The organism is Pseudomonas sp. GZD-209 (assembly GCF_049310485.1).
Classification (GTDB): domain Bacteria; phylum Pseudomonadota; class Gammaproteobacteria; order Pseudomonadales; family Pseudomonadaceae; genus Aquipseudomonas; species Aquipseudomonas sichuanensis.
On record NZ_JBMOWQ010000264.1, the window covers coordinates 1 to 25303 of the forward strand.

General features: G+C 63.0%; 9 protein-coding genes and 2 pseudogenes. 3 read left to right on the plus strand and 8 right to left on the minus strand.

Annotated features, from left to right (window positions below; genetic code table 11):
• A partial coding sequence (locus ACO6VM_RS25540; RefSeq protein WP_422403998.1) for an RHS repeat-associated core domain-containing protein occupies positions 1 to 2897 on the plus strand: 2897 nt, incomplete at its 5' end.
• A 978-nt stretch (positions 2898 to 3875) separates the two neighbouring features.
• On the plus strand, positions 3876 to 4139 hold the full coding sequence (locus ACO6VM_RS25545) for a hypothetical protein (protein ID WP_401060137.1): 264 nt from the start codon (positions 3876 to 3878) through the stop codon (positions 4137 to 4139).
• An 887-nt stretch (positions 4140 to 5026) separates the two neighbouring features.
• On the opposite strand, the gene ACO6VM_RS25550 is transcribed toward ACO6VM_RS25545, so the two are convergent.
• The 3 genes from ACO6VM_RS25550 to ACO6VM_RS25560 are packed head-to-tail and all read right to left on the minus strand — an operon-like array spanning position 5027 to position 9446.
• Positions 5027 to 6355 carry a TolC family outer membrane protein gene (locus ACO6VM_RS25550; protein WP_422403999.1) on the minus strand — a complete coding sequence of 443 codons (1329 nt, stop codon included), beginning with the start codon at positions 6353 to 6355 and terminating at the stop codon, positions 5027 to 5029.
• Between the two features lies 1 nt (position 6356).
• Entirely contained in the window at positions 6357 to 7697 is a 1341-nt protein-coding gene (locus ACO6VM_RS25555; protein ID WP_422404000.1) for an HlyD family type I secretion periplasmic adaptor subunit, read from the minus strand.
• Positions 7698 to 7703: 6 nt separating this feature from the next.
• Positions 7704 to 9446, minus strand: a complete 1743-nt coding sequence (locus ACO6VM_RS25560; RefSeq protein ID WP_422404001.1) for a type I secretion system permease/ATPase — start codon at positions 9444 to 9446, stop codon at positions 7704 to 7706.
• 652 nt (positions 9447 to 10098) lie between these two features.
• Here ACO6VM_RS25560 and ACO6VM_RS25565 point away from each other — a divergent pair.
• On the plus strand, positions 10099 to 20925 hold the full coding sequence (locus ACO6VM_RS25565; protein WP_422404002.1) for a peroxidase family protein: 10827 nt from the start codon (positions 10099 to 10101) through the stop codon (positions 20923 to 20925).
• A gap of 244 nt (positions 20926 to 21169) precedes the next feature.
• Here ACO6VM_RS25565 and ACO6VM_RS25570 read toward each other — a convergent pair whose 3' ends face one another.
• From ACO6VM_RS25570 to ACO6VM_RS25590, 5 genes and pseudogenes are all read right to left on the minus strand, one after another.
• Positions 21170 to 21523 carry a methylmalonyl-CoA epimerase gene (locus ACO6VM_RS25570; protein WP_401060145.1) on the minus strand — a complete coding sequence of 118 codons (354 nt, stop codon included), beginning with the start codon at positions 21521 to 21523 and terminating at the stop codon, positions 21170 to 21172.
• A pseudogene (locus ACO6VM_RS25575) lies at positions 21421 to 22134 on the minus strand (tetratricopeptide repeat protein). Before ACO6VM_RS25575 ends, ACO6VM_RS25570 begins: the two are co-directional and overlap by 103 nt.
• A gap of 873 nt (positions 22135 to 23007) precedes the next feature.
• Positions 23008 to 23598 (minus strand): hypothetical protein, encoded by a 591-nt coding sequence (locus ACO6VM_RS25580; RefSeq protein ID WP_401060147.1) that lies wholly within the window; start codon positions 23596 to 23598, stop codon positions 23008 to 23010.
• 414 nt (positions 23599 to 24012) lie between these two features.
• Positions 24013 to 24557: pseudogene (locus ACO6VM_RS25585) on the minus strand (alpha/beta hydrolase family protein); the annotation flags it as partial.
• A gap of 369 nt (positions 24558 to 24926) precedes the next feature.
• The coding region (locus ACO6VM_RS25590) for a methylmalonyl-CoA epimerase (RefSeq protein ID WP_422404003.1) at positions 24927 to 25303 on the minus strand (377 nt) is incomplete at its 5' end.

A 25303-nucleotide genomic window follows, 5' to 3' on the forward strand; every position in this document is an offset into this window, starting at 1 on the left:
ACGCCGACAACGACCCGTCCAAGGTGCACCTGCAACTGGGCACGCTGCTCGATGACCACGGCCATATCCAGGGCCTGTGGCAAGTGGTCGACGGCAAGCCGCTGCGCCAGCTGTGCGCCTACCACTACGACGACCAGGGCGACCTGATCGCCGCCCAGGACGAGCACGGCGCCGCCTGGCGCTACCAGTACCAGCACCACCTGATCACCCGCTACACCGACCGCACCGACCGAGGCCTCAACCTGGAATGGGACGGCAGCGGCCCGCACGCCCGGGCGATCCGCGAATGGGCCGACGACGGCAGCTTCGAAACCCGCCTGGCGTGGGATGAGCACATCCGCCTGACCACTGTGACCGACGCCTACGGCGGCCAGACTCGCCACTACTACGACGCCGAGGGCTACACCTACCGCATCCAGCACGCCGACGAGCGCTCGGAGTGGCTGTTCCGCGACGCGCGCAAGAACGTGATCCGCCACCTGCACGCCGACGGCAGCCAGGACCGCTACACCTACGATGAACGCAGTAACCGCCTGCAGCACATCCGCGCCGACCATACCGTGGTGCACTACGCCTACGACGACAAGGACCAACTGATCAAGATCAGCGATGCCGAAGGCGGCCTGTGGCTGCGCGACTACGACGACGCCGGCAACCTGGTCGAAACGGTCGACCCGCTGGGCAACAAGACCGAGTTCGCCTACACCTCGACGGGATTGTTGAAGGCGATCAAGGATGCGCTGGGCAACGAAAAGACACTCGCCTACAACGACGCCGGGCAGTTGCTTGAGTACAGCGACTGCTCGGGTAAGCGCAGCCAGTGGACATACAACGCCTTCGGCCAGCTGAGCGACTTCACCGATGCGGCGGGCCACACCACCGCCTACGCATACCAGGTCGGGCAACTGGCCAAGGTCACCCATCCCGACAAGACCGAAGAGCGCTTCAACTACGATGCCGAAGGCCGGCTGCTGGCGCATGCCGATGCGTTGGATCGGTGTACGACGTGGCGCTATACCCGATCCGGGCTATTGGCCGAACGGGTCGATGCGCTCGAACATTCGGTCAGCTACCACTGGGATCGGCTCGGCCGCCTGGTCGGTATGGCCAACCAGAACGAAAGCCGCGCCCGGTTCTTGTACGACGTGGCAGGGCGCCGGTTGGAGGAGACCGGCTTCGACGGCCTGACCACCCGCTACCAGTACGACCCGAGCAGCGGTCGGCTGGCGAGCACCCAGGTCGGCCAACGCCGCATCGACCTGCGCTTCGATGCCATGGGCCGCCTGGTCGAGCGCTGCGCGAGCCAGGGCGATCAGCAGCAGCGCGAAACCTTCGCCTACGATGGCAACGGCAAGTTGATCCAGGCGCTTAATGCCGTCAGCAAACTGCAGTGGTTCTACGATGACGCCGGCAACCTGACCCGCGAACATCAGCACTACCTGATGACCGCCAACCTGATGGTGGCGGTATGGCAACACGAATACGATGCCCTGAACCAGCGCGTTGCCACGGTTCGCCCGGATGGCCACCGGGTCAGCTGGCTGACCTACGGCAGCGGCCATCTGCTGGGCATGACCCTCGACCAGCACGAGATGCTCGCCTACGAGCGTGATGACCTGCACCGCGAAGTGGTGCGCCATCAAGGCAACCACCTGATGCACACACAGCGCTGGAGCGTGGCCGGACGGCCTGAAGAGCAATGGCTGGGCAGTCACGACGGCAAGTCGGTGCTGATCAAACGGCAATACCACTACGACCCGGTCGGGCAATTGACGGACATCCATGACAGCCGTCGTGGCCAGCTGGCGTATCAATACGATCCCCTTGGGCGCCTGCTGCAGGCCAACAGCCGCCTGGGCGCCGAAACCTTCGCCTTCGACCCGGCGGGTAACCTGCTGGATAAAACCCAGCAACTCAACCGCCCGCTTGAGCAGGACGCCAGACGAAACAAGGTGATGGACAACCAGTTGCGATCGTATGCCGGGAGCCATTTCAAGTACGACGAGCGCGGCAACCTGACCCATCGGTTGGCAGACGGTGTCCGAGCGCACTTCACCTGGGACCTGTTCAACCGTTTAGCCAGCTATAACGATGACAAGCTCAAGGTCGAGTACAGCTACGATGCGCTCGGCCGCCGCTTGCATAAACACTCGGTCGCGCACTATTGGAACAAGGCGGAGGCGGGCACTGGCTGGAACGAGATGCAACGCGCCAAGCGCCAGCGTGATCTCGGCTGTGGCTTCACCTTGTTCGGCTGGGATGGCGACACCCTGGCCTGGGAAAGCTCTCCACCACGGGATGAGGGCGACACTGGCCGCACCGTACATTACCTTTACGAACCTGGCAGTTTTGTACCGGTCGCCCAGGCCCTGCGCAACGGCCCGATCCGCCTGCACAAGCAGCCAGACTGGAGCTTGCGTGAATACGATTTCGACCAAGACCCGCTGTGGCACACCGAGGTCAAACCGCAGGCCTTCGATGCCATTGCCTGGTACCACTGTGACCATCTGGGCACGCCACAAGAGCTCACCGATGAGCAGGGGAACGTGGTCTGGTGTGCGCATTACACGGCGTGGGGGGAAGTGCGCGAGGAACGCACGGAGCGAGCCAGATTGCAGGGGGTTAGCAACCCGATTCGCTTCCAGGGGCAATACCAGGACCCGGAAACGGCGCTGCACTACAACCGCTATCGCTATTACGAGCCGAAAATGGCGCGGTATGTGTCCAGGGACCCGATTGGGATGCAGGGTGGGATGAACGTCTATAGCTATGTGAATAACGCGCCTGTTATGCGCGCGGATCCATTGGGACTGTGGGATGCATCATTTACCAACATGCCGGGCGTGCAGGAGCGTGCTTCGTTGGGCACTCATATGATGAAAAATGGCGATTGCTAAAGCGATGGCGCCACCGCCCCCCAAACCCATAGCGACAGGCGAGTGCCGTGCAGCTGGTACCGCCGCGGTCGGAGCAGGACTCTCCGTGGGGGTAAGCGAGAATGAAGTTTCTGGATTTGGCTCGCAGCTCAGTGTTCCCGTGTCAACGGTTGCGTTGCGCGCGGCTGCGAGTTGTGGTTTGAAAATCGCAGATCCTGACGCTAAGCCGCTTAAGGCCGGTGCCGGAGTAGGTATGAGTTTTGGAATCATTTCAGTAGAGGTCGGGCAGACGTCTACATGGCCGGAGATTTACTTTGGTATTGGACTAGGTGCTGGGCCAGAGTTGAAGATTCCTGTGCACCCCAATATCTCTATTCCACTTAATAAGTAAGGATGCGTTATGTGTGTTTGGCTGAATACTGTGATTCAGGTGTTTTTTTGGGGCGCATTTTTTACGTTGTTTTTCACGGTTTTTTACGCGAACGCCTATTGCAAGAGAAACGGAATAAATATGAAAACGTTTCCAGGTCTTTTTGAGATGTATCGTCGGGTCTTTAGGTTTGAGAACAAAAGGCTTTCTTGGATAGTTCTTTTGACTGTTTATGGAGGGGCGCTTGTTGGAATTTTTATGATATTTTTGGTTTTTTATGCTAGGTCGCAAGGGTGTGTGGTAGATATGCGGGTTGGTTTTAGTTGATCACTTAATGGCGCGGTATGTGTCCAGGTACCCGATTGGGATACAGGGTGGGATGAACGTCTATAGCTGTGAGCAACACGTCTGTTATGCGTGCGGACCCGTTGGGCTTGTGGGATGCACCGTTTGCCAATATGCCGGGCGTGCAGGAGCGTACTTCGTTGGGCACTCACATGATGAACAATGGTGAGTCGCCGGAGGCAGTTGCTCGTGCGATGGCGCCGCCGCCTAGGCCGGTAGCAACGGGCGAATGTAAGGCGTCAATTGTTATTGCTGCTTGAGCTGGAATGTCAGGAAGCGTGGCTGTGAATGAGAAAAGCGGTGTGTCGAAGTGGGGTAGTTTCCAGACATCGACTGTTGCGAACCGTGCGAGTGCAAGTTGCGGTTTGAAGTTCTCTGCTGAAGACGCGAAGCCGCTACCTGCTGCATTAGGGTTTGCTTTTGGTGTTGGTATCTTCAATGTAGAGGTGACCCAAACATCTTCATGGCCAGATATTTATATGGGTTTGGGGCCAGGGGTGGGGTATGAGGTGAAGTCCCCGCTGAATCCATCCACAAACTTCCAGTGAGTGAGTTTCTAATGTGTGAATATATATATTATTTTAGAGAGTTTTCGTTTTATTTTTTCATGTTTAGTGGGGCGTTGCTTGTATTTTCTTCTGCTGAGTATGCTAGGCGCAAAGGTGTGGATTTCAATTCTTTCTTTGGGGTGATGAATATCTATAGGAGGATATTTCAGTTTGAAAGTAAGCGCTTCTCTCTAGTGTTTTTGTTGGTGATGGGTGGAAATATGATTTTATGGTTGGCTTCTATAGCGTTGTATTACTGGGGTGGTAGTAGGGGTTGTGTTTTTTAGGGGGCGAACAAGCTCCTCTGATCCCTGAATAACCAACGACCCAACGGCGCAAGTCCGATTTCTCAGCCGTCAAACGCTTCAAGACCAGGGCTTTGCCCTGGTTCTTGTGCGCTACAGGCGCACCTCTCATATCAGCAAATTGCGAATTAAAGTTACTAGATCCTGACGCGAAGCCGCAGAAGTCAAATCTAGGCTTGGGGATAAATATGGGGATTTTTGTTGTGGAAATTGGCCAGGCCTCAACGTATCCAGAGGTCTATTTAGGTTTTGTACGAAAAGTGTGGTCATTCAACGTTGTGGGAGCGGCGGTGCGCCAATGCGACTTGCCCCGCGATCTGCCGCGACGCGGCAGCAAAGCCTGAATTCGCGGCATCTTTGACACTATTTGATATCGGGTACAGGAGCGCTTCGCACTCCATCGCGGGGCAAGCCCGCTCCCACAAAACTTTTCGTACAGAGCCTAAGAGCACAGCCACGAAGGCCGTCCGCCGCTGCGATTTGCCGACGATGGGCCGGCACAGGCAATTCCAGCCAGTCACTCCCACTCCGATCATATCGACCTCAAACCATGCGCAATCCCTGGTTAGCCAGCAATCCCCCTCACTTGCTCACCAACAACTCCGGCCCCAGGTAATCGTTGATCTGGTCGATATCGTCATCCCCCAGGCTCCCCACCGACGAGGCCAGGCGCAGGCGCGACATCAAGTAGCGCAACTTGGCCTCGAACAGGTCATGCCTGGCCACGAACAGCAGCTCCTCGGCATTGAGCACATCCGAGTTGGTGCTGATGCCCCCCTCCTTGAAGCCCTTGCGGGTCGACAGCAATGAGCGTTCGTTGGACACCACGGCTTTTTCCAGCGCGCGGATGCGCAGGGCGCCGCTCTGCACGCCGCGAAACTCCCGGGTGGTGCCGGTGATGACTTCCTGGCGGGTGGCGTCGAGTTCGTCCTGGGCCTTGGCGCTGTTGGCGCTGGCCTGGCGGCTGAGGGCGCTGACACCGCCGCCGCTGTACAGCGGAATGTTGATTTCCAGGCCGATCGAGCTGTAGTGGTTGCGCTGGTTCAGCTCCGACAGCGACTGGCTTTCGCCGGCGGTATAGCCGGCGACGAAGTCCAGGGTCGGCCAGTGGCCGGCCTTGGCCCGTTTCACTTCTTCTTCGGCGATCTCCTGGCTGTGGCGGCGTGCATGGATCAGCGGGCTGTCGGCCTGGGCCTTGACCAGCCAATCCTGCAAGTTGCTGGGCAGCAGCGGTGGGGTGGCGAAGCCCGGTTGCAGGGTGGTCAGCGATTCAGGGGTTTCACCGATGTACTCGGCCAGCTGGCGGCGGGCGTTGACCAGGTTGTCCTGCGCCTCGATCAGCTCGGCCTCGGCCAGGTCGCGGCGCGCGGCCGACTCGTCGATGTCGGTGATGGTGCCGTCGCCCAGTTCCATGCGCCGTTTCGCCGAGGCCAGCTGTTCTTCGAAGGCGCTCAGCTTGGCGTGGGCCAGGCTGATGGTCTCGCTGGCCAGCAGCACGTTGAAGTAACTCTCGGCCAGGCGTACCGCCGCGTCCTGGCTCTTGGCATCGAACACCGCCACGCTGTAGTCGGCACGTTGCTGGCCCTGGCGGTATTCGGCCATCTTCTGCTTGTTGAACAGCGGCTGGCGCAGGCGCAGGCTGGCGCCGGTGGAGTCGTAGTCGAGGTCGTTGTTGATGCCGTTCTGGCGCTGGTTGCCGTTGACCTTGTTGGTGTAGGCCGAGGCGTTGATCTGCGGCAGCAGGCCAGCTCGGCCGATGGCACGGTTTTCCATGCCTGCCTCTTGTTCGTGCACGGCGGCGCGGTACACCGGGCCCTGGTACTGCAGCAGGTCCCAGGCTTGCTTGAGGTCCATGGCGCCGGCGGGCAGGGCCAGGCCCAGCAGGCACAGGCACAGGCAATGACGGTTCATATCATTGCTCCTTGAAGGCGCTGTCGACGCGCTCGATCATCGGCTTGAGCAGGTAGCTCAGCAGGTTGCGTTCGCCGGTCTTGATAGTGACGCTGGCCGGCATGCCGGGGCGGATATGGTTGCTGCCCAGCAGGGCCATGCCGGCCTGGGTCACCTCAACCTGGGCCAGGTAGAACGGCTGCTTGCTCTCTTCATCCATCAGCCGGTCGGCCGAGATGGTCTTGACCCGCCCGGGGATGTTCGGGGTCTGGGCGTGGTTGAACGCCGGGAAGGACAGGTCCACCGCAAGCCCCGGGACCATCTTGTCGATAGCCTGCACCGGGATCATCGCGTCCACCTGCAGCGGCTCGTCGAGCGGTACCACCTCCATGATCTTGGCGCCGGGCTGGATGATCCCGCCGACCGTGGCGATGCTCAGGGCCTGGACCATGCCGTCGATCGGCGAGCGGATCACCGTGTGCGCCACTTCGTAATCCAGCGCGCGCAGGCGGTCGGCCAGGGTGGTGCATTCCTTGGCGGTGTCGGTCAGCTGCGATTGCACCTCTTTGCGGTAGTCGTGCTGGCGCTGCAGGATGCGCAGGCGGATCTCGCTGTTCTGGCTGCGCACCCGGGCGATGTTGTTGAGGTTCTCGGCCTGGCCGGCGGACAGGTCGGCATGGCTGCGTTCCAGCTCCAGCAGGCGGTTGCGCGGCACGTAGCCTTCGGCGGCGAGGGTGCGGGTGCCGTGCAGTTCCTGGTCGAGGAAGCCGATCTGCGAGGCGCGCGCGCCATACACCTGCTGCAGGCCCTTGAGCTGCACCGCCGAGGCCGTGAGGTTCTCTTCGAGGATGTCGATCTCGCCGGCCAGCCCCGCGCGGCGGGTATCGAGCAGGTGTTCCTGCAAGTCCATCGCGGCCAGCAGGCGGTGGTCGCCAGCAAAGCGGGCCAGCAGGTCGGGGTCGTAAGTCACGGTGTCCTCGCCGTCACGCTCGGCCTCCAGGCGGTTCTCCACGGTCTTGCTGACGATGTACTGGGCGCTGACCGCGCCTTGCTCGGACACGGCGCGCAAGGCATCCAGGCGCACCACTTCCTGGCCTTTCTTCACCAGGTCGCCTTCTCGCACCAGAATCGCTTCGACGGTGCCGCCGGTCAGGTGCTGTACCGCCTTGCGGTTGCTGGTGACCTTGACCGTGCCGGTGGCCACCACGCCGGCATCCAGCGGCGCCAGCCACGACCACAGCAGAAAACCGCCGAAGCCGGCGAGCATCAGCCACAGGCCGCAGCGGGCAGGGCGAGTGACGTTCAGGTCGATGCCGTGGTCGGGGGCGTTGGGGGTGGTTTCAGTGGGCATGTTCAGCTGCATGATCTGTCACTCCCGTGCCTTGACCGAGGCCAGTGGGGTCGGTGCCGCCGCGCCTGCCGGCATCACGCTGGCCTTGCGCAGCGCGGCGAACACTTCGTCGCGGCTGCCGAGCATCTGCACGGTGCCGTCGCGCAGCATCAGCACCTTGTCGACGGCGCACAGCACATTGGGCCGGTGCGAGACCAGGATCACCGTCGCACCGCGGGCCTTGAGCTCGGCCATGGCGTCCACCAGGGCCTTTTCGCCGAGGTCGTCGAGGTTGGCGTTGGGCTCGTCCAGCACGATCAGGCTGGGCTCGCCATACAGCGCGCGGGCCAGGGCGATGCGTTGCTTCTGGCCACCGGACAACGGGCTGCCGTCGTTGCCCAGGCGGGTGTCGTAGCCCTGGGGCAGGCGCAGGATCATCTCGTGCACGCCGCTGATCTTGGCGGCGCGGATCACCGCGTCACTGTCCACATCGCCAAACCGCGCGATGTTGTCGGCGATGCTGCCTTCGAACAGCTCCACATCCTGGGGCAGGTAGCCGAGCCAGGGGCCCAGCTCGGCCTTGTTCCAGGTGAACAGGTCGGCGCCGTCCAGGCGCACCTTGCCAGCCTGGGTCGGCCATACGCCGACCAGCAGGCGGGCGAGGGTGGACTTGCCCGAGGCGGACGGGCCGATGATGCCGAGGCTTTCGCCCGGTGCAAGGCTGAAGCTCACCCCACGCAGGATGGTGTTGCCGGTGCCGGGGGCGCCGGCAAACACATTCTCCACCGCGAGCATGCCCTGCGGGCGCTGCAGCGACATGCTCGGTGGCCGCCGTGGGTAGTCGTGCAACAGCGTGTTGAGCCGGGCCCAGGCCAGGCGGCAGGCGAGCAGCTGCTTCCACGAGGCGATCACCTGTTCCACCGGGGCCAGGGCGCGGCCGGTGAGGATCGAGCAGGCGATCATCATCCCCGGGGTGATCTTGCCTTCGATCGCCAGCAGCGCGCCGCTGCCGAGGATCAGCGACTGCAGGGTGATGCGCACGAAGCGCCCGGTGCTGCTGATCAGCGCGGCGCGGTCGGAGGCCAGGGTCTGCATCTGCAGGATGCGCAGGTGGCCCTTGAACCAGCGCTGGCTGATGGCCGGCAGCATGCCCATGGCCTCGATCACCTCGGCGTTGCGCAGGTTGTTGTTGGCGTAGTTGGCCGACGACAGCGCCGCCTGGTTGGCTTCGGCCAGCGGTTGGTGGGTGGCCTTTTCGGTGAGCCAGGCCAGGCCCACCAGGATCATCGAGCCGATCAGCGTGACCAGCCCCAGCAGCGGGTGGATCAGGTAGGCGACCAGCAGGTAGATCGGCGTCCAGGGGGCGTCGAAGAAGGCGAACAGGCCATTGCCAGTGAGGAACTGACGCAGTTGCGCCAGGTCCTGCAGGGCCTGGCCGGGGCTGCCGCCGGCGCGGCTGAGGTTGCGCTCGAAGGCGGCGCTGAAGGTGCGCCGGTTGAGGGCCATGTCCAGGCAGTTGCCCACCCGGATCAGCACCCGGGTGCGCAGCATCTCCAGGGTGGACATCAGCAGGAACAGGCCCACCACCAGCACCGTCAGCATGGCCAGGGTGGTGATGTTGCGGCTGACCAGTGCGCGGTCGTAGACCTGCAGCATGTACACGGCAGGTGTCAACATCATGACGTTTATCACCCCGCTGAAACCTGCCAGGCCATAGAAACTGCGTCGTAATTGAAACAGTGCGTCGGCGAGCTCGGAGCGGGTGGATGTGTGCTTGGGCATGAGGCCTCCCTCCAGAAAACCGGGTGCCTTTGCGGCAGCCCAGGTAGCAGTAGGTGTGGAAGCTGATTGGCACGCAGGCTGGTCGCTCTTTTGGCGGGTAATCCGAACACGCTGCAGCGCCCCACAAGCAGGAGCGTAGGTTGTGAGAAATATTTTGTAATACGTTTTTGCTCTATGGATTCCTCGCAAATCTCATTAAAAACAGCCAGTTGAGAATGATTAGCGGGATCCAATCTTTTTTATCGACGTAATATTGACAATTTTTTTGCCTACAACTTTAGTCTTATTCAGTTCGTCGGAACTTTGCCCGAAGCCCTGTTGTCGCCTCGGCCCCGCGAGCCCCCGCTGACATTCCTGTGGGAGCAGAACATGACCAGCCCTCTGTTCTTGTACCGAGTGAATGGGCTCTACAGGACGTTATCCCCCACCTCTCGTGGTCACGGCCCACCCAGGGCCTGGGTCCGTCGCGCCTGAGCGCCCGACGAACCTGAACCTGTGCGAACTCCAGGCACGTAGCCCGCCAGGCGGGTAACGGTTTTGCGCGCCCTGTTTCGCGCCAAGAAAACGCTGCAAACCGTGCACGCCTATGAACGGGCGCGACGGGCGCCTGCGCCCCGCGCTCGCCCCCCATACCGATCGAGGTCAACCGAAAATGGCCAATTTCAGCAAGTCCGACCTGGAGTTCATCCTCAAGCAGATCTTCATCGCCGAAGCCCATGCCAACGGCGCCAGCCTTATCGAGCTGCTGCCCAACAGCCAGGTGCCGTTCGGCCTGCGCACCGTCGACGGCAGCTACAACAACCTGGTGGCCGGGCAGAGCGAATTCGGCGCCGCCGACAATTCGTTCCTGCGCCTGCTCGATGCCCAGTACCGCGCGGCCTACGCCGCCAGCGGCACGGTGGTCGACTCACAGCCGCGCACCATCAGCAACCTGATCGTCGACCAGACCGCGCACAACCCAGCGGCGGTCGAGGCCAATGGCGGCGCCGCAGCGGTGATCAGCCCCGGCGTGGACGGCGTGTTCGGCACCGCCGACGACAAAGAAGTGTTCTTCATCCCCAACGAGTCGCCGGATGCCGGCCTGACCGCCGGCTTCAACTCCTGGATGACGTTCTTCGGCCAGTTCTTCGACCACGGCCTGGACCTGGTCACCAAGACCAGCAGCGCCATCGTGTTCATTCCGCTGCAGCCGGACGACCCGTTGTACGTGCCGGGCGGGCAGACCAACTTCATGGTGCTGCCGCGCGCGGTGCACACCGCCGGCGCCGATGGCGTGCTCGGCACCGCCGACGATGGCCAGCTCAACACCACCTCGCCGTTCGTTGATCAGAGCCAGACCTACAGCTCGCACCCCTCGCACCAGGTGTTCCTGCGCGAATACACCCTCGATGCCGGCGGCGACCCGGTGGCCACCGGCCGCTTGATCACCAACCGCGACCTGGGCGCCGACGGCAAGTTCGGCACTGCCGACGATGGCAGTGGCGAGAACGGCGGCATGGCCACCTGGGCGGTGGTCAAGGCCCAGGCCCGCGACATCCTCGGCATCGACCTGACCGACGCCAACGTGCACAACGTGCCGCTGCTGGCCACCGATGCCTATGGCAATTTCATCAAGGGCCCCAACGGCATGCCCCAGGTGGTGATCCGTATCGGCAATGGCGCCGACGGCATCGCGGGTACCGCCGATGACCTGACCCAGCTGGTCGAAGGCAACCGCGCCGCGCCGATCAGCCTGGCCAATGCGGTGAGCACCGGCCATGGCTTCCTCGACGACATCGCCCACAACGCCGAACCGGTCTCGATTGGTGGCGTACTGCAGGCCGATGCCGACAACAGCATCGGCAACGCCCAGACCCCAGGCCCGGGCGGCAGCAACCTGACCTACGACAACGAACTGCTCGACGCCCACTACATCGCCGGCGACGGCCGCGCCAACGAGAACATCGGCCTGACCGCCGTGCACCATGTGTTCCACTCCGAGCACAACCGCCTGGTGCAGCAGTCGAAGGACACCATCCTCGCCTCGGGCGACCTGGCCTTCCTCAACCAATGGCTGGTAGACGATGTGGCCGCACTGCCGACCACGCCCGCCGAGGTCGCCGCCCTGGTATGGGATGGCGAGCGGCTGTTCCAGGCTGCCAAGTTCGGCACCGAGATGCAGTACCAGCACCTGGTGTTCGAAGAGTTCGCCCGCACCATCCAGCCGCAGGTGGACGAGTTCCTTGCCCCCAACGGTTACGACACCTCGATCAACCCGGCGATCCTCGCCGAGTTCGCCCACGTGGTGTACCGCTTCGGCCACTCGATGCTGACCGAGACCGTCGACCGCTTCGACCCCGCGTTCAACCCGGTGCTCAGCGACCCGAACAATCCCGACCAGCAACTGGGCCTGATTGCCGCCTTCCTCAACCCGCTGGCCTTCGCCGGCAGCGGCGCCACCGCCGACGAAGCGGCCGGGGCGATCATCCGCGGCGTGACCCGCCAACTGGGCAACGAGATCGACGAGTTCGTCACCGAGGCGCTGCGCAACAACCTGCTGGGCTTGCCGCTGGACTTGCCGGCGCTGAACCTGGCCCGTGGCCGTGACACCGGCATCCCCAGCCTCAACCAGGCGCGTCGCGAGTTCTACCATTCCACCGGCGACAGCCAGCTCAAGCCGTACATCAGCTGGGTCGACTTCGCCGAGCACCTCAAGCACCCGGCCTCGCTGGTCAACTTCATCGCCGCCTACGGCAGCCACAGCAGCATCACCTCGGCGACCACCCTGGAAGACAAACGCGCCGCCGCCCTGGCGCTGGTGTTCGGCGGCAGTGGGGCACCGGGCGACCGCCTGGACTTCCTCAACGGCACCGGGGCCTGGGCCAACGTCACCCTGGCGGGCAAGGACGGCGTGATGGACACCGCCGACGACGTCAGTGGCGTGACCATCACCGGCGTCGACAGCATCGACTTCTGGGTCGGCGGCCTGGCCGAGCAGAAAATGCCCTTCGGCGGCATGCTCGGCTCAAGCTTCAACTTCGTCTTCGAAACCCAGCTCGAAGCGCTGCAGAACGGCGACCGCTTCTATTACCTGTCGCGCACCGCGGGCCTCAACTTTGGCACTGAGCTTGAGAACAACTCGTTCGCCAAGCTGATCATGCTCAACACCGATGTCACCCACCTGTCCAACACGGTGTTCCTCACCCCGACCTTCACCCTGGAGGTCAACCAGGCCAACCAGTACACAGGCCTCGGTGCAGACGGCCGTGCCGACCCCACCGGCGGGCTGATGATCAACGGCGTCGAGATCGTGCCGCTGGTGATCCGCGACAACCCCGACACCGTGGGCGGCGACAGCAACTTCCTGCACTACACCGGTGAGGACCATGTGGTGCTCGGCGGCACCGCTGGCGACGACATCATCATTTCCGGCGACGGCGACGACACCCTGTATGGCGACGGCGGCAACGACCGCCTCGAAGGCGGTGCCGGCAACGATGCGGTGCTGGGTGGCGCGGGCGACGACATCATCACCGACTCGTTCGGCGACAACCGCCTGGAAGGCAACGCCGGCAACGACGTGATCATCGCCGGCAGCATGCTGGCCGCCGGCAACCTGATCCTCGGCGGCGACGGCCAGGACTTCATCGTCACCACCGAAGACATCACCACCACCTTCGGCGGCCAGGGCGACGACTTCATCCTCGGCGCCAAGACCAACCTGCCGCCCACCGGTAACGAAGGCGACGACTGGATCGAGAAGGGCACCCAGGACGGCGCGCCGGGCGACAACTTCGCACCGCTGCTCACCGATGACGTGGTCGGCAACGACATCTTCGTCGGCGGTGGCGGCTTCGATGAAATGATCGGCGAGGGCGGCGACGACATCTTTGTCGGCAGCGATGCCCAGGACAAGATGGACGGCATGTCCGGTTTCGACTGGATCACCTACAAGAACGACCAGGTGGGCGTCACCGCCGACCTGAGCCTGGCCGCGCTGGCCCAACCCCATGGCAACGCGCCGAACCAGAACGCCGGGGTGTTCAACCCGGTCGGCGCCTCACCGGCCTCGATCCTCGACCGCTTCGCCGAAGTGGAGGGCTTGTCCGGCTCGAAGTTCGCCGACGTGCTCAAGGGCGATGACGTGGATGCGGTGACCATCCTCAACCACGGCGGCGCCACCGGCGGTGCATTGACCAACGTCCAGTTGATCCGTGGGCTGCAGCAGTTCCTGGCCGATGCCGGGCTGCCGACCACCGGGTTTGCCACCGGCAACATCATCCTTGGCGGTAACGGCAGTGACCTGATCGAAGGCCGCGGCGGCGATGACCTGATCGACGGCGACAAGTGGATCAACGTGCGCATCGCGGTGTATGCCCCAGGCGACGTCAATCACACCGGCCCCGAGATCGCCAGCTTCGACAGCATGGTCGACATGATCCCGTTCATGCTCGACCGCACCTACAACCCCGGCCAGCTCAAGGCGGTGCGCGAGATCCTGCCCGGCACCTCCACCGGTGGCGCGGCCTTCGACACGGCGATCTTCTCCGGGCTGCAGAGCGAGTACCAGGTCACCCAGAACGACCGTGGCACCGCCGACACGGCGGATGACGTGTGGACCGTGGCCGACAGCGTGGCCGGCCGCGACGGCACCGACACCCTGCTGCACATCGAGCGCCTGCAGTTCGCCGACGGCCAGCGCGTGCTGGTGCCGGGGGCGAATGCGCAACCGACCGGCAGCCCGACCATCACCGACGGCAACGGCGGCGCGATCACCGTGGGCGACACCCTCACCGTGAGCGTGGCCGGGGTGCGCGATGCCAACAACATCGGCGCCGGCAACCCGCTGGGTACCCTGGCCAACAGCTCGGTCTCGTACTACTGGCAGTTCGAGGCCGACCCGGGCAGTGGCGTGTTCCAGGACATCATCCTGCTGCCGGCTGGCGACCTGGCGTTCCAGAGCGCCGACGGCACGGCGTTCAAGGTCTCGCCGGACCTTGCCGGCCTGTCGCTGCGGGTCAAGGCGATCTACCAGGATGGCCATGGCACCACCGAAATTCTGTTCTCCCAGCCCACCACAGTGGTAGAGCCCGGCGCGCCGGTCGTGCCCACGGCGCCAACCCCGGTGGTGGATGCCGCCGACGGCGGCGCCGGCCTGCACATGGTGCGCTCGGACCTCAACTTCATCCTCGCGCAGATCAAGATCGCCGAGGCCGACGCGGCCGGGCAGGACATCCTCTCGCTGATCCCCAACATCCGCGCGCCGCTGGGCCTGCGTGCGGTCGATGGCTCGAACAACAACCTGATGAACCTCAACGGCAACAACCACACCGAATACGGTGCCGCCGACAACGTGTTCCCGAGGCTGAGCGACCCCGTGTTCAATTCGGCCGAAGGCGCCCCGGCCGGCTTCTTTGGCCCAGGTTCCCCGGCTAGCCCGGCGACCTCGTACCAGCAGACCAGCGGCAACGTATTCGACTCGCAGCCGCGCACCATCAGCAACCTGATCGTCGACCAGACCTCGAACAACCCGGCCGCCTATGCCACCGCCTATGACCCCGGTGCCAACGGCCACCTCGACTTCGGCGCGCAAGGCAGCGACGACGTGCTCAAGGATGGCGTGCGCATCGTCGCCAGCCCCGGCCTGGATGGCCAGTTCGGCACCAATGACGACCACGATGTTTATCTGTTCGAGAACACCGCGCCGGATGCCGGCCTGTCCGCGCCGTTCAACGCCTGGATGACCTTCTTCGGGCAGTTCTTCGACCACGGCCTGGACCTGGTGACCAAGGGCGGCTCGGGCACCATCTTCATCCCGCTGCAAGCGGACGACCCGCTGTACGTGCCGGGCGGGCATTCCAACTTCATGGTGCTGACCCGCGCCACCAACCTGCCTGGCGCCGACGGCGTGCTGGGTACTGCCGACGATGTCCACGAGCACACCAACACCACCACGCCGTTCGTTGACCAGAACCAGACCTACAGCTCGCACCCGTCGCACCAGGTGTTCCTGCGCGGCTACCAGCTGACCGACGACGGCCCGATCGCCACCGGCCGCTTGATCACCAACCGTGACCTGGGCGCCGACGGCAAGTACGGCACCGGCGACGACAGCGAGATCGGCGGCATGGCCACCTGGAAAGTGGTCAAGGCCCAGGCCAACGATGTGCTGGGCATCCACCTCACCGATGCCGACGTGGACAACGTGCCGTTGCTGGCCACCGACGCCTACGGCAACTTCATCAAGGGGCCCAACGGCTACCCGATGGTGGTGATGAAGGGGAGTGACGGCCTGGGCGGCACCGCCGACGACGTGCTGGTCGAAGGCAACCCGCTGGCGCCGATCGACCTGAGCAATGCCGTGCGCACCGGCCACCAGTTCCTTGCCGACATCGCCCACAACGCCGTGCCGGTGTTCAGCGGCGGCGTGCTGGCGCCGGATGCCGGCGATGCGATTGGCAACGCGGTGCCGTTCAACCCGCAGACCGGTGCCAACACCGCCTACGACAACGAACTGCTCGACGCCCACTACATCGCCGGTGACGGCCGGGTCAACGAGAACATCGGCCTGACCGCCGTGCATGCGATCTTCCATTCCGAGCACAACCGGCTGGTGGCGCAGACCAAGGACACCGTGCTCGACTCCCACGATGTGGCCTTCCTCAACGAGTGGCTGCTCAACCCGGTGGCGGCGTTGCCTGCCACCCAGGCCGAGATCGACGCGCTGGTGTGGAACGGCGAGCGGCTGTTCCAGGCCGCCAAGTTCGGCACCGAGATGCAGTACCAGCACCTGGTGTTCGAGGAGTTCGCCCGCACCATCCAGCCGCGGGTCGACCTGTTCTTCGCCCCGACCCAGGTGTATGACGTCGACCTCGATGCCTCGATCGTCGCCGAGTTCGCGCACACCGTGTACCGCTTCGGCCACTCGATGCTGACCGAAACGGTCGACCGCTTCGACGTCGACTTCAAGGTGATCGGCGACCCGGCCAGCGCCAACCCCGACCAGCAGATGGGCCTGATCGCGGCGTTCCTCAACCCGCTGGCCTATGCCGCCAGTGGCGTGACACCCGAGGAGGCGACCAGTGCCATCGTGCGCGGGGTGACCCGCCAGGCCGGCAACGAGATCGACGAGTTCGTCACCGAGGCGCTGCGCAACAACCTGCTGGGCCTGCCGCTGGACCTGCCGGCGATCAACATCGCCCGGGGCCGCGATGTCGGCATCCCGTCGCTCAACGCCCTGCGCCGCGACATCTATGGCCAGACCGGTGACACCCAGCTCAAGCCGTACACCAGCTGGGTCGACCTGGTGCAGCACCTCAAGCACCCGGAATCGCTGATCAACTTCATCGCCGCCTACGGCACCCACGCCAGCATCAGCGCAGCGACCACCCTCGAGGGCAAGCGTGACGCCGCCATGGCCCTGGTATTCGGTGGCAGTGGTGCGCCCAGCGACCGCCTGGACTTCCTCAACGGCAGCGGTGACTGGGCCAACGTGACCAAGGCCGGCAAGGATGGCGTGCTGGGCACCGCCGACGACCTCAAGGGGGTGACCATCACCGGGGTGGATGCCATCGACCTGTGGATCGGCGGCCTGGCCGAAGAGAAGACGCCGTTCGGCGGCATGCTCGGCAGCACCTTCAACTTCGTGTTCGAGAACCAGCTGGAGAAACTGCAGGACGGTGACCGCTTCTATTACCTGGAGCGCACCGCTGGCCTGTCGATGAACGCCGAGCTGGAAAGCAACTCGTTCGCCAAGCTGATCATGGCCAACACCTCGGCCACCCACCTGCCGGGCCTGGTGTTCTCCGACCCTGGCTTCTACCTGGAAGTGGATCGCTCCAAGCAGTACAACGACGGCCTGGGCAACGTCGACCCGCTGGACGACAACGGCCATCAGGTGGTGTTCCGCGACAACCCGCTGACCGCCGGCCCCGACGGTAACTACATCCGCTACACCGGTGACGAGCACATCGTGCTCGGTGGCACCAACGGCGATGACATCCTCATCGCCAGCGAGGGCGACGACACGGTGTGGGGCGATGCTGGCAACGACCGGATCGACGGTGGCGACGGCAACGACCAGCTGCGCGGTGGTGCCGGCGACGACATCATCAGCGACACCGGCGGCGACGATAACATCCAGGGCGGCGACGGCAACGATGTGCTGCACGGCGGCAACGGCATCAACCTGATCATCGGCGGCTTCGGCAACGACTTCATCGTCACCGGCGAGGATGCCAGCGAAGCCATCGGCGGCCAGGGCAACGACTTCATCCTGGGCAGCAAGGCCAACGAGCAGGACATGGGCAACGAAGGCGACGACTGGATCGAGAAGGGCACCTCGGACGGCGCCCCCGGCGACAACTTCGACCCGCTCGGCAACGACCCGATCATCGGCAACGACGTGTTCATCGGCGGCAACGAGAACGACAAGTTCAACGGTGAAGGCGGCGATGACATCATGGTCGGCAGCCTCGGCTTCGGCGACCGCTACATCGGCGGCTCAGGCTATGACTGGGCGACCTTCAAGGACCTGGCCCAGGGCGTCTCCATCGACTACAGCGACCGCTTCTTCGATGTGCCGCTGGTGCCGGGCTCGGGTGCTTCGGCGCTGGTGCGCTTCGACATCATGGAAGGCCTGTCGGGCTCGGCCCATGGCGACTTCCTGCGCGGCGACAACGAGGATGCCACCTCGCTGCCCACCGCCGGGGCCACCGGCAGCGTGCTGACCAACATCGGCCTGATCAACGGCCTGGTCGACCTGCTGGCGGCCGGCGCGACCTTCTTCGATGGCGGCAACATCATCCTGGGCGGCAGCGGCAGCGACCTGATCGAAGGGCGCGGCGGCGATGACATCCTCGACGGTGACAAGTGGCTGAACGTACGCATCAGCGTACGCGCCAACCACGATGGCACAGGCCCGGAAATCGCCACCTTCGACAGCATGGAGCCGATGGTGCCGCTGATGCTCAACGGCACCTACAACCCCGGGCAACTGGTGATCGTGCGGGAGATCCTCAGTGGCGACAACAGCTACGACACCGCAGTGTTCAGCGGCATCGCCACCGACTACCGCATCAGCATCGAGGGCGACACGGTCATCGTCACCGATACCGTGGTGGGCCGTGACGGCGTGGACCGCCTGACCGGCATCGAGCGCCTGCAGTTTGCCGACAGCGCCCAGGCCTCGGGTGTGGGGACCGCCGTCAACAATGGCCCTGCGGGCCACCTGGCGATCCTCGATGACGCCAGCGGCGCGCGGGCCGATGCCCCGGTGGCCGGCCAGTTGCTGCGGGTGAGCAACCGTGGCGTGCACGACGCCGACAACGTCGGCGCAGGCAACGCCACCGGCGCGGTGACCGGGCCGGTGGCCTACTACTGGCAGGTCGAGACCATCCCCGGCACCGGTGTCTATGAAGACATCACCTTTGTCGCCGCCGGCGAAGTGTCGCGGGCGACCGGCAGCACCTACCGGGTGGCGGACGATGTGGCGGGGCTGAACATCCGCGTGCGGGCGGTGTACCAGGACGCCAAGGGCACGCTGGAAATCGTCGACTCCTCAGCCAACAGCGCCCCCAGCGCAGGGCCGGCCGTGGCCGGGCTGGCGGTGCAGAACCAGGTGCTCACCGCCAACCTTGCGGCCATCGCCGACGCCGATGGCCTGAGCAACCCGCAGTTCAGCGTGCAGTGGCAATCGAACGTGGGCGTGGGCTGGGTGAACATCGCCGGTGCCACCGGCACCAGCTTCACCCTTGGCCAGGCCCAGGTCGGCCAGCAGATACGCGTGCTGGTGCACTACGTGGATGACTTCGGCGTGGCCGAGGTGGCGACCTCCGACCCGACGCTGCCGGTGCTCAACGTCAACGACGCGCCAACCGGCGCGGTGCTGATCAGCGACACCACACCGGACCAGGGCCAGACCCTGACCGCGCTGACCGGCAGCATCGCCGACCTCGACGGCCTGGGCGCCTTCAGCTTCCAGTGGCAGCAGGGGCTGGGCGGCAACTTCAACGACATCGCCGGCGCCACGACAGCCAGCTTCACTCCGGGCCTGGCCCAGGGCAATCAGCAACTGCGGGTGATCGTGCGCTACACCGACGGCTTCGGCAAACAGGAGGTAGTGATCTCGGCGGCCACGGCGGCGGTGGCGGTGATACCGGGTATCGTGCTGCAAGGCACCAACGCGGCCAACACCCTCAACGGCACGGTGGGCAACGATGTGCTGCTGGGCCTCGGCGGTAACGACACGCTCAATGGCCTGGCCGGGTTCGACCAGCTGTTCGGCGGCGTCGGCAACGACACGCTCAACGGCGGCGACGGTGACGACGTGCTCAACGGCGAGGACGGCAACGATGTCCTCAACGGCGGGCTGGGCGCCGACACCATGAACGGCGGTGCCGGCAATGACACCTTCGTGGTCGACAACCTCGGCGACAGCGTCACCGAAGCGGCCGGCGGCGGTGTCGACCTGGTGCAGACCAGCCTGACCAGCTACGTGCTCGGCAACAACCTCGAGAACCTCACCTACACCGGCAGTGCCAGTTTCACCGGTAGCGGCAACGCGCTGGCCAACACCATCACCGGCGGCAGCGGCAACGACACGCTCAATGGCGGTGCGGGTGATGACCGGCTGGTGGGCGGCGCCGGCAACGATACCTATGTGATCGATGCCGGCAACGATGTGGTGGTCGAGGCCGCCGGCGGTGGTATCGATACCGTGCGCACCTCGCTGGGCAGCTACGCGCTGACCGCCAACGTCGAGAACCTGACCTACACCGGGGTCGGCAACTTCGCAGGTACCGGCAACGACCTCGCCAACGTCATCACCGGCGGGGCCGGCAACGACACCCTCAGTGGTGCCGGTGGCGACGATACCCTCAACGGCAACGCCGGCAACGACACGCTCAATGGCGACGCCGGCAACGACCAGTTGTTCGGCGGCCTCGGCAACGACACCCTCAACGGCGGTGGCAACAATGACACCCTCGATGGCGGTGCCGGCGACGACGCGCTAAGCGGCGGCAATGGCGATGACACCTTGTTGGGCGGGGTGGGCAACGACAACCTCGATGGCGGCATGGGGGTCGACCGACTGGAGGGCGGTGACGGCAACGACACCGTGCTTGGTGGTGGCGGCATCGACACCTTGTTGGGCGGGGCCGGCGATGACTTCATCGATGGCGGCGCGGGCAACGACACGGTCACCGGCGGGGCGGGCAACGACTCGCTGGTAGCGCTCGACGGCAACGATGTCTTCGTGTTCGCCGCAGGCTTCGGCAACGACCAGGTGTTCGGCTTCGATGCTGCCCCGGCAGGCGGCCAGGACCGGCTGGACATCTCGGCGATGAACATCACGGCGGCGACCTTTGCCGCCAACGTGACCATCGCCGATGTGGGGGCCGATACCCTGGTCAGCTTCGCTGGTGCCACCGACACCATTCGCTTGGTGGGGGTGGGGGATGCGACCAGTGTGACGGCGGCGGATTTCCTGCTGACGTGAGGCGTGCATCGGCAGAAACACGGTACGTGTGACATGTGAAGGGGAGGGCAAGGATGCCTTCCCTTTTACTATCGGCTACACGCTTGGGTTCTCTGTAGGAGCGGCCTTGCCGGGGCGCCGGACCGGCCGGAAAGGGCCGCAAAGCGGCCCCAGCGTTACCACATGGATTGCTGGGGCTGCTGCGCAGCCCTTTCGCGGCACAAGGCCGCTCCTACAGGACGCGCTGCCAGGCTGATGAGGCCAGTCAGGCAAACGCCCCCTCGATGAACGCCTCCAACGCCTGCGCCTCGATGATCTCGATGGAAAAATGCCCAAAGCGCTTGGGCAGCCAGATGATCCGCGCCCCGGCCGGCGATTGCAGGTCACTGCGTGCCAGCGGCTGGCCATTCTCGTTCTCTGGCTGCACGCCGTTGGCCAGCAACTGGTCATAGGCCACTTCGATGTCCGGCGTCGAGTAGCAATGGCGGTAGATCATGCCTTCGCCGTGCTCGTCCATCAGCACCTTGAGGTTGCCCGCCAGCGGTTGCACCAGCATGAACCGCTCCTGGCCCATGCGGGCGATGGCGTAGCGCACGTGCAGACCGCCGCGTTCCCACACCTGGGTGGTGGAGATCTCGGCGCGGGTTGATGGCCTGGCGGTCGGTCTAGAAACCATATGCGGCATTTGCCGGAAGGTGGGCGCAAACCTCGCGATATCTAAAACCCCTAGCTGTTCTGGGTGGCTGCGGTGGGTTCAACCGGTTGCCGCTGCGCAACGCGCTGCAAAGGTGGTTTGGATGGGCTGGTGGCGGCGATGTTCAACCCGGCGACTTCCACTGCTTTGGTTGGCGCAACGCCTGTGCGTCGAGCATTCCGCGCCGCTGTAATGAGTTGCAGATTACGATTGCGCAAGGCCTGATTGGCGCCTGCCCGAAAGTTGGAGCGCAAAGCCGGGGTTTCGGCTTGTTGGTATTGACCCTGCTGAAGGCGTAGCACATCGAGGTAGTGCAGGGTGGCGGGATTGTTCGGCTGGATTTGCAGGGCGCGTTCCAGGGTTGCTGCGGCTTGGCCGGGATGACCATTGGCATATTGCTGCGAGGCTGTTTCGATCAGTTGGGTGGAGACCTTGTTGCTTCTGGCAGGGGCTGAGCGTTCGCTGGCCAGGGGGCAGGGTGAGGTTACTGGACTGAGCAACAGCAACAAGGCCGACAGCGTGCGCGTGCTTGGCATAGGCAACGGGCTCGATAAGGGTAGGGTCACTGTTTGGGGACAGGAGCCTAGGCTCTGTACGAAAAGTTTTGTGGGAGCGGGCTTGCCCCGCGATGGAGTGCGAAACGCTCCTGTACTCGATATCGAATAGTGTCAAAGACGCCGCGAATTCCGGCTTTGCTGCCGCGTTGCGGCAGATCGCGGGGCAAGTCGCATCGGCGCACCGCCGCTCCCACAACGTTGGATGACCACACTTTTCGTACAAACCCTAGAGGGCTGAAGTTTCGGCATGGAATGGATGCTCATTGGCACGTGTAGTGGGCTCCAGCCGACTTAAAACGACCGCTGGTGGGCGGCTGCTATCTGCTAAAAAGAAAGAGTTCGATCTATCTGGAAATTCAAAGGCTGTTCATGTGTCTAAGTCTAAAACAGTGAATGTCAACCAATAGCCAGATCTGTAGTGGTGGGTACTAAGTTTGGGCGTAACCTAAAGTCGGAGCATGGTGCGAGCACGGTTGGTAATGTTCGTCTATGGCTGTTCAATATTTTCAAGGTGGGTATCGAACTATAGAAATATGGGTGGTAATACCACGGGGGCGCCAATCATGATCATTTGTCTATATATGATGGTTTGATTCCAATACATTTCTATATAATAAGGTGCTGGGCTGACAGGTATCTCACTCCAGCCAAAAACACCGTATTCATTTGTGAAAGAGGGGGTGCTCCTGCCAAATGCCGGATGAACCAGAAATACGGTAATCCCTGGCACAGGGCCTCTCGCTCTAGAGACAAGTTGTCCTTGTACCGGCACCATCGCCTCCGCAGTAACCACCGGTCCATAGGTAAAGGCAAACATGGCCCAGAAAATAATCAAAGCGAGCCTTAATTTTCTCATAGTGGGGCACCGAATTTACCGATTTTAACTTCTGATACGGGAGGGAGCGTGAAAGGTAGTGGCGAGATCTGCTTTTCCAAATCGGACTCTGTTACATCACTGGGCGTTAATTCGATGGCTCCGATTTTGGCGATCAATCGACCCTCGTCAGTGATTTTTACAGGTGTTGTTAGAGTTTTGTAGCCAGCGGCCGTAATCTGTACTACCAGAACGGACAAGTCTGGATAAACGCGTCCAGCTATTACGCCGTTGTCGCTATCCGCTAGTCCCCAGCTGACGGGGCGAACAATTACCGAGACCCGGCCTTTAAGGTTTTTTATCTCGCCTTCGAACTCTATAGGCTCTAGGTCTTTAGGTTTAAGGTAGGCCAGTGACAGCGCAATGAATAGAAGGCCCACCAAAAAGAATGCGACACCTGGGACCTGAGTATTAATTCTGAACTGACGTTTCCATTCAATAGTGATCGCATCGGTTGCTGGTGTGGCAGCCATTGTTATTGCACCTTTGGCGACCAGCCAGATCCCTCCCAGCACCATAGAAAGACCTGCGATCGCTCCGAGCAGTCCTACGATATCGAAAGTGGTCATTACTATCCCTACCCCGTCTAGGAAATTCTATTTAATAATAGAAACTAGCCCAAGCGGAACAGCCCATTCACGCTACAGATGGCGCTCAAGATCCTTCTCTACGAGCGTAGACGATACTTCGAGATGCGCGTACGCAAATCTACTGTTGGGCTGGAATCAGCTATCCGCTCGTCGATTGACTTGGTGAGGTGGCCATTCGCGTTGGTGCGCCCTATGTTACCGAAGCAGACGTGTCGACTGGGGGGCGCCTGGCAACGCTTAAGCGTGGTGTCCGGTCAGCCTCGACAAAAGCTGACCACCAGTGGCCTCCGCAATGGCCGCTTTCGGCCCAACGCTCATCCCAGGCCAACGATCAGAAAGAGTGTGGTCGGCTACCGTGTTTTCATGGAGTCGCGGCAAACCAATGCTTTGAATTTAAAGATTAACTTTTCTGTAGCCCGGCGATTTTGCCAGAAACTCGCCTATCACCGATGCAACGTGCTGCTGAATTACCCCCGAGCACGGCCGTTCTCGCCATCCCGGCAAATGATGCCATCCCCCGGTACTTCTGCTTCGAGCACTGACTGCGCGCCCGGCTTGCACATCGACATGACGGTGAAATGGCTGGCGTCGCTGATCTCGACGTAACGACTGGACGCAGCGGGCAGGCGTTTTGCCAGGTTGGCCGATTCCAGTTCAGCGCGAAGTTCACGCGACGGCACGCCCGCTGCGATCACCAGGGCGGGTACCGGCAGGGCGGCCAGGCTTTGATCGGTCAGCCCCCGCAAAAGGCCCAGGTCCAGAGTGACCACGGCCGTGACGCGTTGGTCGAGCCAATCGGCGCACAGCGCAGCTGTTGACTCTGTGGTACCTGCGGGTTTCATCTGTGCGTAAACGGTGCAACTGGATAACTGCGGGTGCGCATCACAATCCTGCGCGAAGCGCTCTGGATGGAAGCGAACCCCGGCGATTTCCAGGGCATTACCCGCGTCGGCCTGCCCCCAGGTTTCTGACGCGTGCTGAAATCGGCTTTGATACCTGCTTTACAACAGCCCCGCATCCACTGCCCGTTGTTAGTCAGCACTTGGCCATTCAAGAAGAACATCCTTCCTGACTGCTAGGCCATGACAAGCTGAAAATAGCCTTGGTCAGGATGCTATTTGCGCAATACCTCCAGCGCATTCAGCACCCATTGGAGGGCATAGGCCTTCATACCGCGCGGGCAATTAATGGTGACTATGGTCAAAACGCGCGGCTATCGGAGCCTCGCATTTCTTTACAGCCAGCAGGCACAGGTGTCGAGAAAGTTAGCGATAAAGGCGTCGCCGTGGACGGCACTCAGCAGCACTTCAGGCAAACGCCCCCTCGATGAACGCCTCCAAAGCCTGTTCCTCGATGATCTCGATGGAAAAATGCCCAAAGCGCTTGGGCAACCAGATGATCCGCGCCCCGGCCGGCGATTGCAGGTCACTGCGTGCCAGCGGCTGGCCATTCTCGTTCTCTGGCTGCACGCCGTTGGCCAGCAACTGGTCATAGGCCACTTCGATGTCCGGCGTCGAGTAGCAATGGCGGTAGATCATGCCTTCGCCGTGCTCGTCCAGCAGCACCTTGAGGTTGCCCGCCAGCGGTTGCACCAGCATGAAACGCTCCTGGCCCATGCGGGCGATGGCGTAGCGCACGTGCAGACCGCCGCGTTCCCACACCTGGGTGGTGGAGATCTCGGCGC

Coding starts and splice junctions, on each gene's coding strand:
- ACO6VM_RS25550 (WP_422403999.1), bottom strand. CDS start 6,355: ATGAACCGTCATTGCCTGTGCCTGTGCCTGCTGGGCCTGGCCCTGCCC.
- ACO6VM_RS25555 (WP_422404000.1), bottom strand. CDS start 7,697: ATGCAGCTGAACATGCCCACTGAAACCACCCCCAACGCCCCCGACCAC.
- ACO6VM_RS25560 (WP_422404001.1), bottom strand. CDS start 9,446: ATGCCCAAGCACACATCCACCCGCTCCGAGCTCGCCGACGCACTGTTT.
- ACO6VM_RS25565 (WP_422404002.1), top strand. CDS start 10,099: ATGGCCAATTTCAGCAAGTCCGACCTGGAGTTCATCCTCAAGCAGATC.
- ACO6VM_RS25580 (WP_401060147.1), bottom strand. CDS start 23,598: ATGACCACTTTCGATATCGTAGGACTGCTCGGAGCGATCGCAGGTCTT.